This is a genomic window from Frankia alni ACN14a (assembly GCF_000058485.1).
GTDB classification, from domain to species: domain Bacteria; phylum Actinomycetota; class Actinomycetes; order Frankiales; family Frankiaceae; genus Frankia; species Frankia alni.
On record NC_008278.1, the window covers coordinates 2,669,762 to 2,682,167 of the forward strand.

9 protein-coding genes are annotated in these 12,406 nt (G+C 71.3%); 2 read left to right on the forward strand and 7 right to left on the reverse strand.

Features of this window, described 5'->3' with window-relative positions:
* Positions 1-66: 66 nt before the first annotated feature.
* Both FRAAL_RS10690 and FRAAL_RS10695 read right to left on the reverse strand, forming a co-directional pair.
* Positions 67-297, reverse strand: a complete 231-nt coding sequence (locus FRAAL_RS10690) for a hypothetical protein (protein WP_011603608.1) — start codon at positions 295-297, stop codon at positions 67-69.
* A 552-nt stretch (positions 298-849) separates the two neighbouring features.
* The gene (locus FRAAL_RS10695; RefSeq protein WP_050997069.1) at positions 850-1,785 is read right to left on the reverse strand and encodes an alpha/beta fold hydrolase; all 936 of its coding nucleotides are present in this window, start codon (positions 1,783-1,785) and stop codon (positions 850-852) included.
* Between the two features lie 219 nt (positions 1,786-2,004).
* Between FRAAL_RS10695 and FRAAL_RS10700 the strand changes: the two genes are divergently transcribed.
* Both FRAAL_RS10700 and FRAAL_RS10705 read left to right on the forward strand, forming a co-directional pair.
* Positions 2,005-2,613, forward strand: a complete 609-nt coding sequence (locus tag FRAAL_RS10700) for a TetR/AcrR family transcriptional regulator (RefSeq protein WP_011603610.1) — start codon at positions 2,005-2,007, stop codon at positions 2,611-2,613.
* 590 nt (positions 2,614-3,203) lie between these two features.
* A complete protein-coding gene (locus FRAAL_RS10705) occupies positions 3,204-4,751 on the forward strand; it encodes a tannase/feruloyl esterase family alpha/beta hydrolase (protein ID WP_041939132.1) in 1,548 nt (515 codons plus the stop codon).
* 141 nt (positions 4,752-4,892) lie between these two features.
* Here the strand turns inward: FRAAL_RS10705 and FRAAL_RS10710 are convergent, their stop codons facing one another.
* The 5 genes from FRAAL_RS10710 to FRAAL_RS10730 all read right to left on the reverse strand — a co-directional run bounded on the left by FRAAL_RS10710 (position 4,893) and on the right by FRAAL_RS10730 (position 12,349).
* The gene (locus FRAAL_RS10710) at positions 4,893-8,615 is read right to left on the reverse strand and encodes a caspase, EACC1-associated type (RefSeq protein ID WP_050997070.1); all 3,723 of its coding nucleotides are present in this window, start codon (positions 8,613-8,615) and stop codon (positions 4,893-4,895) included.
* The gene (locus FRAAL_RS34775; protein ID WP_011603613.1) at positions 8,612-9,025 is read right to left on the reverse strand and encodes a hypothetical protein; all 414 of its coding nucleotides are present in this window, start codon (positions 9,023-9,025) and stop codon (positions 8,612-8,614) included. Before FRAAL_RS34775 ends, FRAAL_RS10710 begins: the two co-directional genes overlap by 4 nt.
* A 156-nt stretch (positions 9,026-9,181) precedes the next feature.
* Positions 9,182-10,036 (reverse strand): mycofactocin-coupled SDR family oxidoreductase, encoded by an 855-nt coding sequence (locus FRAAL_RS10720; RefSeq protein ID WP_041940389.1) that lies wholly within the window; start codon positions 10,034-10,036, stop codon positions 9,182-9,184.
* 84 nt (positions 10,037-10,120) lie between these two features.
* The gene (locus tag FRAAL_RS10725) at positions 10,121-10,747 is read right to left on the reverse strand and encodes a TetR/AcrR family transcriptional regulator (protein WP_231861606.1); all 627 of its coding nucleotides are present in this window, start codon (positions 10,745-10,747) and stop codon (positions 10,121-10,123) included.
* Between the two features lie 108 nt (positions 10,748-10,855).
* On the reverse strand, positions 10,856-12,349 hold the full coding sequence (locus tag FRAAL_RS10730) for an NAD(P)/FAD-dependent oxidoreductase (RefSeq protein WP_011603616.1): 1,494 nt from the start codon (positions 12,347-12,349) through the stop codon (positions 10,856-10,858).
* Positions 12,350-12,406: the final 57 nt, after the last annotated feature.

Genomic DNA, 12,406 nt, shown 5'->3' on the forward strand with positions numbered 1-12,406 from the left:
GTCCCGGACGGCCCGGACGGGGGCCTACCCACGGGGAAGATGCTGGACCTGGGGCGAGCGGCGCCGTCAGCGGTCGCCGCTCGACGCTTCCCCGGAGCCCGCCGACGCGCGAAGGCGGCGCGCCTTGGCGGCGGCGGTCCCCTCCGTGGCCTTCCGGTGCAGGCAGCCGCCCAGCCACCCGAACGGGGCGGAGAAGAGCACGATGATGCCGTCGGCGATCGCGTCGCCCCATGAGTCGCCGAACACGAGCGCCATGAGTGGCACCTCCCCTGCCGCGATCAGCAGGATCAGCAGCACGATCAGCCGCCGGCGTGGCGCCCTGGCCCCGCGGGAGCGTGCTCCTCCCCCCGGCTGCCCGGGCGGCGAGGCCGCCCGCTGCGCACCACCACGCCAGCCCAGTCCCCGCCAGCCCAGTCCATGCCGCCTTCGTCCGCCGTCCGCGCTCTCGCCGTCCCCACCGGCCACCCGGCGTCTTCCCATGCTCGACCGCCCGCCCAACGCGACTGATGTGGCAGGGGACATTCCCGCCCTGTCCGCGACGAACACCCTGATCGCGCAGCGTCGTGCCGGGGGCTGAGACCGGGTCGGGCGGCGCGGTGCGGCGCGGTTCCGCGGAACCGCGCCGGCGGGCGCGACCAGTGGGGGCGGCCGTCGCGCCACCCCGGAGCGCTGACCGTGACCGACGCGCGGCGGCGGTCCGCAGTCCGCTGCGCCGACGAGCCCGGATCGGCGGGGGATCGGGCGCCGCGGACGCTCGGCTGACGGCGCGCGGCGCGGCGACAAGGATCGGTCGGCAGCCGCTGTGGCCGCTGTCGCTGTGCCAGTCGCCCTCGTCACCGTCCTCTGTCGTCAGCCGCCGTCGCCGGCGCCGGCCGTGTCGCCGGTCTCGGCCGTGTTGTCGGTATTGGCCGTGTTCGCGGGGTCGGCGCCGACGAAGTCACGGAGGATCCTGGCGAGCTCGGCGGGCTGATCCAGGGGGATGAGGGTGCGGGTGTCGGCCACCTCGACCAGCCGTCCGCGGGGGAGGAGTTCGGCGAGGCGGCGGCCGTGCTCGGGCGGCATCACCCGGTCCTCGGCGGCCCAGACCACCAGCGCGGGGCCGGTGAAGCTCGGCAGGTAGGCGGGCGCGTCGAGCAGGAGCTCCCGCGCCGGGCGCAGTGAGCGCAGCACCCGCACGGTGTCGCGGCGGATCCCGCCACGGTTCTCGCCGCGGCGCAGCAGCGGTTGCATCCACCGGGCGGTCGCGGCGTCCCCGCGGGCCGTCAGCCAGCCGAAGGCGATCGGCGCGCGGCGCATCGGCCGCAGCCGCATCTGCTGCATGACCAGGCCGAGCAGCGCCGGTGGCAGCGCGCCGGCCAGGGCCAGCGTCCGCCCCGTCAGGCTCGGCGGCATGTTGTCGAACGCCTCGCAGGAGACGAGCGCGATCCGGCCGACCCGCGCGGCGCCGTCCCGCGCGGCGCCGTCCCGCACGACGAGCTGCACCAGCGCCCCGCCGGTGTCGTTGCCGACCAGGGTGACGTCGTGCAGGTCCAGCCGGTCGAGCAGCTCCACGACGAGGCGGGCGAGTCCGGGCAGCGAGAGGTCGGCGTCGGGATGCACGGGATGGCGGTGCGCCCCCATGGGCAGGGTCGGGACCACGCAGCGGTGGTCGCCGGCGAGCTCCGCGACCGGGCCGGCCCACAGGGACGCATCCATCAGCAGGCCGTGCAGCAGCACCAGGACGGGCCCGGGCCCGCCGGTGTCCTCGTAGTCGATCGTTCCGGTGGACAGCTCGATCTCCGCCATGCCGGCCGCCTTCCGCGTGTCCGGAGCCCGCGCCCCGAGCCTGTGTCCGGAGCCACAGCTTCTACGTCTTGTAGAAGAGAACCACGCGCCTCGCCGTACGTCCAGCACGGATCGCATCCGCGTCGGGACCCGATGCTGGGATCACTGCTCGGACAGTTGGCCGGGTGGCTGGCCGGGTGGATCCGTTCGGGCCTGGCGGGCGCCTCGTAGGCTGGGCGGATGGACCGCGACCCGCCCGGCGCGCGGGGCGCCCGCACCGTCGAGACTCGAACCCCCCGCCAGGGCGTCCTGCACGAGGCCGAGATCGTTGCGTCCGCGCTGTCGATCATCGAGCGGGACGGCGTCGAGGGGCTGACGATGCGCCGCCTCTCCCAGTCACTCGGGGTGTCCCTCGGCGCGACCTACAAGCACGTCGCGACCAAGGACGATCTGCTCCGCCTGGTCACCGCCGAGCTGTACACGCGGGTCCTCGCCGCCGACACGCCCGACGCGGACTGGCGCCCCCGGCTGCGCTCGTTCCTGCTCCGGATGCACGAGGTGGTCGGCACCTGCCGCGGTCTCGCGGCCCATCTCGCCGCCCACGCCGACGACCCCGTCACCGCCCGCCTGTACTACCCGTTGCACGCGGCGCTCACCCAGGCGGGCTTCACCCCCGCCGGCGCCGATCGGGTGCTACGAACGCTGTTCTTCTACACCTCCGGCGCGCTGCTGACGCCCGCATCGGACCCGGCCCGCGAGCGCGCCGCCGCCGACTTCGCCGCCGGCCTCGACATGGTGCTCGACGGCGTCGCCCACGCCCTCCCCGCCGAAGGCGACCCGGCATCCTGATCCGGCCTTCGGCCGCATCCCGTCCGCGTGCGCAGTGATGCGCAGCAGGGCCTCTCGCTACTGAAGCCCGAACCATCGTGGGTGTCGTCTCCGCACATCGGGGAATCCGCGGGCCCTGCTCTTTTGGGTGAGATCTCAGTGAACGTCGTTGACCGACGTTTCGGGGCGCCATACGCTGTGCCCGCGCGGCGGCGATCAACGTTCGGGACGACCGGTCTCCCGCGCTTGTGGTTCTCCGCATGTGGATTTCCGGCCGTGTACGGGACGTTCGTTCTGGCTTTCCGGCGTCTGCGTGCGGAGGGAGTCCGAGCCGGACGCCGCCTGCGGGCGTCCCGGCTGGGAATCGTCCCCCGACCCCAGGGAGATGCACCGTGTCGAGACGACACCCGATGCGCTGGACGAGACGTGGCCGGAGCCACCTCCTCGCCCGGTCCTTTCACCCTCGCGAACACCGCCTGTCACCGGCCGCACCGGCCGCGGGTTCACCTCCGCGTGCACCCGTCGACTTACCCCCGGCCGCGCCGCCCCCACCCCCGCCCTCCCGCGCGGTCCGCACCCTGCTGACAGTCGGAGCAACCCTCGTCCTCGGCGTGGGCGCGGGCGTCGCGCCGGCGCTCGCCGCGGAACCCGCAACGTCCGCGGCGGTCCCGGCAGCGGCGGTCCCGGCAGCGGTGGCACGGCCGGGCTGCGACGCCGCGGCGCTGCAACGCACGGTCGGCGCCGACACGACGATCACGGCGGCCGCGTCCGCGACCACGCCGAACACCGCCACCCGCTACTGCAAGGTGGACGGCTACGTCGCCACCTCCGGCCCCGCGGGCAGCAACCACGTCAACTTCTCCGCGGCGCTGCCGGACAGGTTCGTCGGCCGGTACCTGTTCAACGGCATCGGCGGCGCCGCCGGCTCCATCCCGCCGATCGACGAGGCGCAGCTTGCCGCCGGCTGGGCCCAGGCCGGAACCGACGCCGGCAACCAGGGCTCGGTCCTCGACTACCGCTTCGCCGTCGACCGGACGAAGGCCCTCGACTGGGCCAGCCGCGGCGTGCACGTCACGACCGTCGCCACCCAGGCGGTCACCCGCGCCTACTACGGCCTGCCCACCCAGGCCGGGGCCCTGCACCGCTACATCAGCGGCTGCTCCGGGGGCGGGCGGATGGGCCTGGTCGAGGCGTCGCTGTATCCGACCGAGTACGACGGCGTGCTGGCCGGTGCCCCCGGCTCGAACAGCCTCAACATCCTCAAGTTCGGCCAGATCGTCTCGTACCTGCTGGCCCATCCCGACGCGTGGGTGTCGCCCGACCAGCTCGGGCAGCTCGAGAAGGCGCTGATCGCGAAGTACGACGCCCGTGACGGTGCCGCCGACGGCTTCATCCGGGATCCCGGCGTCGTCGACACCGACTTCGCGCCGTACGGCCTGTTCACCCCGGCACAGCTCGACCTGCTGCGCCTGATCACCGGTGAGTTGAAGGTCGGCGACCGTTCCTACCCCGGCTTCTCCGCGTCCAACGTCACCGGTTGGTCGGCGTTCCTGACCGGCACGCAGCCGCCCTCGACGTGGGGGACGCAGCCGCCGCCCGCCCTGATCCTCTTCGACACCGTGACCCGGGCGCTGTTCGGTGCCGACTACGACTTCCGCACCCAGTTCGACTTCGCCGACCCGGCCGACCCGCAGTCCTGGGCGACGACGTTCGACCAGGTCTTCCCCGGCCAGAACGCCGCCGCCGACTCCTACGACCGGTTCCGTGACGCCGGGGGCAAGCTGCTGATCTGGCACGGCGCCAGCGACAACGGCATCTCCGTGTTCGACACGATCGGCCTGTACGGCAAGGTGGCCGCCCACCAGCACGGCTACGCCGACACCCAGCGCTGGGCCAGGCTGTTCACGGTCCCCGGCCTGTTCCACTGCTTCGGTGGCCCCGGCGCCCAGGACACCCCGGCGCAGGGTCTCGCCGCCCTCGCCGACTGGGTCGAGCACGGCCAGGTCCCACGGACGATCGTCGTGCACTCGGCCGCCGACCAGCCGAAGGCCGACTTCCTGCTCTGCCCGTACCCCGCCCACCCGATCTTCCTCGGCGGCGCCGACAACCCCCGCCACCTCAACGCCCTCGACGCTGAGAACTGGCGCTGCTCCGCCTGATCCCTGACGGCGATCGCGGCCAGTAGGCGATCCTGGCCGCGATCGCCGGGCGCGGACCCGTCGGTCCCGGGCGGTCCCCGGCGCCTTGCCGGCGGTTGCGGGGACTACCGGCGGTTCGCGGGACCATCGCAGGACGGGGGGTCACGGCGCCCCGGTCAGCCGGCCTTCGTTGATCGGCAGCTGCCACGCGGCCACCCGGAGGCCCGATCGGCCGGCGTTCGGGTCACTGAGCAGGGCGGTGCGGGCGAGCTGCACGCGCAGATGCCTCGCGGGATCGGCTGTGCCGTGCCCGCGGTCGAGAAGCATGGCGGTCTGGCCGGTACTCGTGGTCACCACCGCATCGGCCGGATAGCCGCCGACGGTCTGACCGAACTGGGCAGCCGTCTGCGGGTAGGTCACGGCCAGCAGCTCGGCCAGTCGCAGCCGGTACTCGTACTGCGCGTCTGCGACCGCGTCGCGTTGCGTGGTCCCGGGGCCCTGCTGGGCCGCAGCCAGCAGACTGCCGCCGAGTCCACCGCGCGAGTGCCAGTAGTGGCTGTCGCCGACGACGATCAGATGCGAACGAGCCCGGGTGATGGCGACGTTCCAGAGGTTGGCCTGCTGCTCGAGCCAGGACGCAGTACCCGGTCTGATGCCGTCGGCGGCGACGAGCGAGAAAACCATGGCGTCACGTTCACCGCCCTGGAAGGTGTGCACCGTGCCGACCTTGACCCGCTCGGGCTCGCGGGCGGCCCAGATCGTGGAGATGGCCGCGCTCTGCGCCCTGAACGGGGTGACCACCCCGATGGTCCCCGTCGGCGGCAGCTTGCCGAGCAGCAGCGCGATCTGGTCGTTGACCGCGTCGATCTCCGCCCGGTTGAGCCAGGAGCCGTCGGCCGGATTCTCGGCCCGACCTGCGACGTCGACCCAGCACAGCGGATCCATGTCAGCGGACCGCTGGGCACGGACGTTGGTGAGCACCGTGAGCCGGTCGGCGTAGAAGAGCCGGTTCGCCAGACCTGCGATGGCCGGGTGGCACCGATAGTGCTCGTCGAGCAGCAGGCTCGCGCCCTCGACGGTGCGGTCGAAGGCGTGGAAGCTCGAATACCGCAGATAGGACAGGCAGCGGTCGGCCAGCCAGTCCGCGTCCAGGCCGGCTTCGGCCCGGATCTTCCCCTCCTTCGCGGGCGGGAGGGTGGCGATGTGGGGAAGCTGCATCGCATCGCCGATGATCAGTGCGCGCTTGGCGCGGAACAGCAGCGGCAGGACGGCCGGGATGGAGCACTGGCTGGCCTCGTCGACGATGACCAGGTCGAACAGTCCCGGAGCCGTTGGGAAACGGCGCGCCGACAGTGCGGTGACCGCCCAGCCCCGCACATAGGGCAGAACGGCCCGCAGTTCGGACCAGTCAGGCCGGCCCGGCGCGGTCTGCAGAAGCGCGTCGATCGCGCGTTGACCCGCGGCGGACGCGTGTCCGAGATCGACCTCCACCAGCTCTCGTGAGGCGGCGAGCACGTCGTGTTCGCGCTGGCGCAGATCGGTGAGGAGTCCGGAATCGACCGGCATGCCCTCCAGGCTCGCCAGAAGTCCTGCCCGCCTGGATTCGAGGTCGGCGAACTGCGCCACGAGTGCGCAGCGCTCGGCGGTCGGTTCACCGTCGACGCCGAGCTTCGTCAGGAGTCGGGAGCGTCGAGGCTTGCCGAAAAACCAGGCCTTCGCCGTCCGGGCGGCCTGCGCCGCCCACCGCGCCGCCTCGCTGCCGAGCCGCTGCGCCAGTCCCGCCGAGTCCACGTGCAGCTGGCCCGCAACGCGTCCCTGCTCCTCGGTGAGGTCGAGCAGGTCCTGCTCCAGCCGAGCCTTCCCCGCCAGCTGATCATGCAGTGTGGTCTCGGCCGACCGGGCCAGGTCCAATCGGATGGCGCAGGTGGTCGGGGTCTGGTGCGGCGTTGCCCGGTTCCTGAGTTCTTTCAGCGACTGGAGCTCACGCTGTCGGTTGTTCGTCGGGCCGGAGGCGCTGCCGGTGCGAACCAGCAGGCCCGGAAGCTCGTTCTCGCAGCGTTCCCACACCTCGTCCACGGCGCGGTTGTTGGTCGAGGCGACAAGCACGCGCTGTCCGTTCGCGACCGCGGTGGCGACGAGATTGGCGACCAGCTGGCTCTTGCCGGTCCCGGGTGGTCCGGTGGCGACGGTGACCCGGCTGGTCATCGCGGAATGGAGCACGCTGCGCTGGGCGTCGTTCGACTGCCACGGCGTCACGAGGCGCACGGCCGGGGCTGCACCGGCCGACCCCGCAGGCGGCGCGGGAGCCGAGTCGGGCCGCAGGGCGTCGAGGGCAGTCTCCGCGATCTGTGACGAGTGCGCGGAGATGTACTGCAGGTCATCGAGCAGTTTCCGGGTGGCGGTGTCCTGCGGGGCGCGGAGAAGCGCCGCGACGTTCCGTGCGCCCACCACCGGCGTCCGCACGTCAATGTGCTCCTCGAGCGCGAGCGGCTGCAGTTCCTGGACCACCGCAAGTGCGTAGTCGTTCAGCAGCAGGTGGCGCGCCTCGGCCGCCAGCCTCTCGGGTTGGCCCGCGTGCCAGGTGGCCTGGTAGGTCGTCAGCAGGTCGGCGGCCTCCTGTTCGCCGAGAACCTCCCGCGCGAGCGTCGGGTCGGGGCTCGCGACCGAATCCAGCTTCAGGCGCCATCCGGAGCCGTCCTGGACGATCTCGACGCGGCGGGTCAGCAACGGCGCGACCTGTGGCTTCCGCCGCCCTCGGGCGCCCGACGCGGGAGCCAGCACGACCATCGGGTAGCCGGCGACCAGCTCGCCGCCCTCGGCATGGACGCGGGCCACGAGCTCGGCGGCCTCGGGGGGCACGGGGAGGTAGCCCTCGTCGTCCGCGTCCCCGGACAGGAAACGCTCCCGCCCACGCAGGCAGACGTAGTCGGGGCTGGCGGCGCGCAGCTCGTAGATGCCCCCGGCGGACTCCCCGCGCAGGCATGCCCGGTAGTAGTCCAGCAGCCGGACCCAGCCGTCGGGCTGCCGGCGCGGATCGCCGCCCGAGTTCGCTGCCCGGTCTGCCGTCGGAGCCGTCGCCGGGCCCGGTTGCCGGGACCGTGCGGCGCTGGTTCGCGGGTTGTCCGCGACAACGATGCGACCGTTCACCCCGATGGCCGACTTGACCGGGATCTGGCGGGTCGCCCCGTCGCGCAGCCGCAGCCGGCTGTTCACGTGGTCGAACAGCTCGTCCACGGAGATCCTGCCGTCACCGTCGTGATCGGCAGCACCGGTCCGCAGCGCCTCGACCAGTTCCCCGGTGAAGACCGAAGGGGCCTGGCCGTGTGCCCCGACCGGGCCCGCGTAGGAGTTCTCGCCGGGGCCGGAGGAAGACAGTACGTAGACTCCGCGACTGGTCAGCGGGGCGGCCGAGGCCGACCCGCCGGACTTCGCCTCCTGGGTGCGGAAACCCATCGCGAAGCCACCACTGAGGCAGCAGTCGAGAATCGCGATCTTCTGCGGTGCCCGGCACGATTCGAGCTGGTCGTTGACGAAGGTCGCGGACACGGTCGTCTGCGCACCGACGTTCGCATGGTCGGAGTCGTGCGTGATGAAGAAGAACTCGCCGGTGCCGGCCACGTCCCGGACCCCGTGCCCGCTGACATAGAGCAGGGCGAGGTCGTCCGGGCCGGCCGAGCCGAGAAAGTCGTCGATGGCCAGCCGCATCTCGTCCGCGGTCGGGTCGGTGATCACCTGGACCGGTTCGAAGCCGCCGATCGTGCGGTGTTCCAGCACGTCGGCGAGCTGTCGGAGGTCCTCGTGAACGCAGGGCAGGGGGCCGAAGTGACCGTCGATGTAGTCGGCCACACCGATGAGCAGGGCGCGGCGGCGACTCGGCCGGTTCACGATCCGGTGTCCCGAAGAAAATTCTCGATGATTCTTTCCTGCGCGGCGTCCGGCCGTCCGGTGACCTCGACCGACTTTTCCCCGTTCACCAGTCGGACCGTGCGATGTCGATCCCGGGCACACCACGCCTTCACAACGTCGACCACCATGCGCGACAACGTGCCTACAGCGGTGGCGCTGAAGATCCACAAAGTGGGGTCGGTGGGGACCGCGGGCCCCTTGGTCTGCGCCTTTGCCTGCGCCGGGGGAGTGCCGGCCGGTCCGGGCCCGAGGATCAGGCCCGGAACCGGGGCAAGGTCCGCACGCAGCGACCGGGCCAGCCGTTCGGACCGGAACACGTCGCCGTCGTCGGGAATCTCGATCTTGAGTATGGGCTGCGCGGAAGATGCTGTCGAAAATGCGTCGGCCACCTACACTCCTCCCAGTCGAAGGATCAGTCCGCAGGAAGATCGATGGAGTGTTACTGGTCAGCTCGAAAGCGGATGCCGGCTCGAGTGACAACTGATGGCGAGCATACCGAGAACCGTCGGCAGGTCTTCCGACGCTTGCTGCGAAGAAGTCTTCTCCTACCGCGCCGGGTTCGCGTTGACGCCGGGGATGAGCAGGTGGCCGGCGTCGACGGGGATGGTCACACCGGTGACGTTCGCGGCCAGGTCGGAGTTCAGGTAGAGCGCGGTGTCGGCGATGGCCTGCGGGTCCAGGAACGTCGTGCCCTTCAGCGCGCCGTAGTGATAGCCGCCCTCGATCATGTCGGCCTCGGTGCCGCCGGGGTGGCCGGCGAACATGTCCCAGGCGGCCTGGTGGTCGGTCATCGGGGTCAGGATCGCGCCCGGGTTGATGGAGTTGCAGCGAATCCCGTAGCGGGCCAGCTCCAACGCGATGTTCTTCATCAGGCCGATGACGCCGTGCTTCGCGGAGACGTAGTGGGCGTAGTTCTGGCCGGGTTCCAGGCCGTTGACCGACGAGGTGATGACGATCGAGCCGCTGCGGCGCTCGATCATGTGCGGGGTGACCGCCTTGGCGGACTTCCACACTCCGGTCAGGTTGACACCGATCATCTGGTCCCACTGGTCCTCGGTGAGTTTCCAGAAGGGTGCCTGCGTCCAGATGCCGGCGTTGGCGATCAGGATGTCAATCTTGCCGAATTCGGCGATGCCCTGCGCGACCGCGTCATCGAGTTCCGACTGCGACCGGACGTCCGCCTCGATGGCCAGCGCCCGCCGGCCGAGGGCCTCGACCTGGGCCACGGTCTCGTCGACGTCGGCCTGGACCGCCATCTTGTACGCCACCGTCGAGAGCTGCTCGGTGATGTCGACGATGACGACGTCGGCGCCCTCGCGTGCACAGGTGACCGCGTGCGCCCGGCCCTGCCCGCGGGCACCACCGGTGATCAGGGCGACCTTGCCCTCGAGCATTCCCATCTCGGCCACTCCTTGCGTCTTCATCGGCGTTGGTCTGTTGTTCGGATGTGCGGGCTCGGCGTCCGCGCCGCGGCCCGACCTGGGTCAGCCGGCGGTCAACCAGCCCGGCAGGCAGAGCACGAGCGCGTCGATCAGGCGCTCGGGCGGCCAGCGTTGCGGTGGATCGGCGAGCCAGCAGCCGATGACGCCGAGCACCCCGCCCGCGAGAAAGCGCGCGGTGAGGGTGATGTCGACCCCCGGCGGGCGGTTGTCCATCCGCCCGAGCGTCTCGACGGTGTGCTCGGTGAACGCGTCGGCGATCGCCTGCACCAGCCGGGGCGCCGCCCCGGGCCCCAGCAGGCGGGCATAGACGACGCGATGGGAGTCGACGAAGCGGACGATGTCCCGCAGCGCGCGCCGGCTCGCCTCGGCGGCGCTGACGCCGTGCCGCGTGCGCAGTGCGATGTCGGCGCCCTGGACCACGTCGAACACCTCGCCGAGCGCGTAGATCGCCAGATCCTCCGGCGAGGCGAAGTGCGTGTAGAACGACGTGCGGTTGATCCCGGCCGCGCGGGCGAGGGCGCTGACCGACATCTCGCTCGGGTCCGCCACCCGGACCGCCTCGTGGAAGGCGGCCACCAGCCGCTCCCGCGTGCGCACCGCCCTCGGGTCCGTGTTGTCGATCATCGGACGCCGGCGTGCGTCGCGGCCGAGGTCGCTTTCCGGGCTCACCCGCCCGACGCTAGCCCTAACGGACACCTGTCGTCTACCGGTCCGTACTGGACCAATGCTGGTCGGTACCGGTCGTCCGTGGGCAGATCGGTCCGCCGAGGCCTGCGGTCAGCCGCGGGGAACCACCGGAGCGTCGCGGCCGGTCCCCGTGATCATCCTGCTGGTGCGGCTCGCGGGCCTTTCCTCGTGGTACTCCTGTTCGACGTTGACGGTCCAGACGTCGTGCTTCGCGCCGTCGAGGATGTTCTCGACGGTGAGCATCGCCGTCAGCATCGAGTGGTCGGCGTTGTTGTACCGGTGCATACCGTTGCGGCCGACGGGATGCACGTTGGGTGCATGCTCGGCGAGCCATTTCCGCATGATCTCTACATTGCGTCGATAGTGCTGATCGTAGGTCGGATACGCCTTGGGGACCCGCACGACGTAGCCGGCCTCGACGGCGCCCGGGCGAATCAGGCGCAGGGACTCCAGTTCGGCGGTCGCCTGGGCGATGAGCTGGTCATCTGGTTTCGTCCACATGTCGTCGCCCTCGAAGACGAAGAACTCCAGACCCAGGCAGGTCCGTCCCTCCTTCACGAGGAAGGGTGACCACGAGCCGTAGTTCTGGATCCGGCCGACCCGCACACCCGGGTCGTGGATGTAGATCCAGTTGTCCGGGAAGCTGAAGTCGCCGGGGACGACGAGGGCGACGGTCAGGTAGTCGCGATAGTGCAGGTCCCGGGCTGCTGCGAGGACCGCCGGGGGTGCGGGCGGGTCCATGCTGGTGACGAGGGTTGACAGTGGCATCGAAGAGATCACGTGGTCGGCGGCCAGCCGGCGCTGCTCCCCAGGCCCGGAGGTGACGGTCACGGCGACCGCGCGACCGTTCTCCCGGTGCACCGCGGTGACCGCGGTCTTCATCGCCAACGCCCCGCCCATCTTCTCGACCCTGCGGGCGGCCTCCTCCCACATCATCCCCGGTCCGTACTTGGGATAGTGGAACTCCTCGATGAGGCTCGTGATCTCCTTCCGGCCCCGGCCGGGACGAACCGCGTCCAGGATCGCCGCCGCAAGGGAAAGGTTCTTGACCCGCTGCGCCGCCCAGTCGGCGGGCATCTGGCTGACCGGAATCCCCCATACCTTCTCGGTGTACGTCTTGAAGAAGGTGCGATACAGCCGCCAGCCGAACCGGGCCACCAGCCAGGATTCGTAGTTGGCGTCCTGGTCCCGCGGTGGCCGGATGCGCGCCCGCAGATAGGAGCCGATGGCGAGCCCGGCCTCCCCGGGGCCCAGGTTACGCAACGCGTTCAGGGGCTTCAACGGGTAGTCGTAGAGCTTTCCCTGGTAGTAGATCCGGCTCATCCGGGGACGGAGCAGGAAGTCCTCCCCGGGCAGGATCTCATGCCAGAGCGCGTCGACGCGGGCCACCTTGGTGAAGAACCGGTGCCCGCCGATGTCGAAACGCCAACCGTCGCGCACGACGGTCCGGCTGATCCCGCCGACCACATCGTCGGCCTCGAACACCGTGACGGGCGCGCCGCGACCCGCGAGCTGGTAGGCGGCCGTCAGTCCGGCTGGACCGGCTCCGATGACCACAGTGTGGGGCGCTTCGGGTGTGGGCACGTGATCTCCTTGATCGACGACTGCGTCGACCCGCGAGGTCCAGCCCCGGAGGATGGA

Excerpts from the sequence above, each read along its gene's own strand:
- FRAAL_RS10695 (WP_050997069.1), bottom strand. The coding sequence starts at position 1,785 with ATGGCGGAGATCGAGCTGTCCACCGGAACGATCGACTACGAGGACACC.
- FRAAL_RS10700 (WP_011603610.1), top strand. The coding sequence starts at position 2,005 with ATGGACCGCGACCCGCCCGGCGCGCGGGGCGCCCGCACCGTCGAGACT.
- FRAAL_RS10720 (WP_041940389.1), bottom strand. The coding sequence starts at position 10,036 with ATGGGAATGCTCGAGGGCAAGGTCGCCCTGATCACCGGTGGTGCCCGC.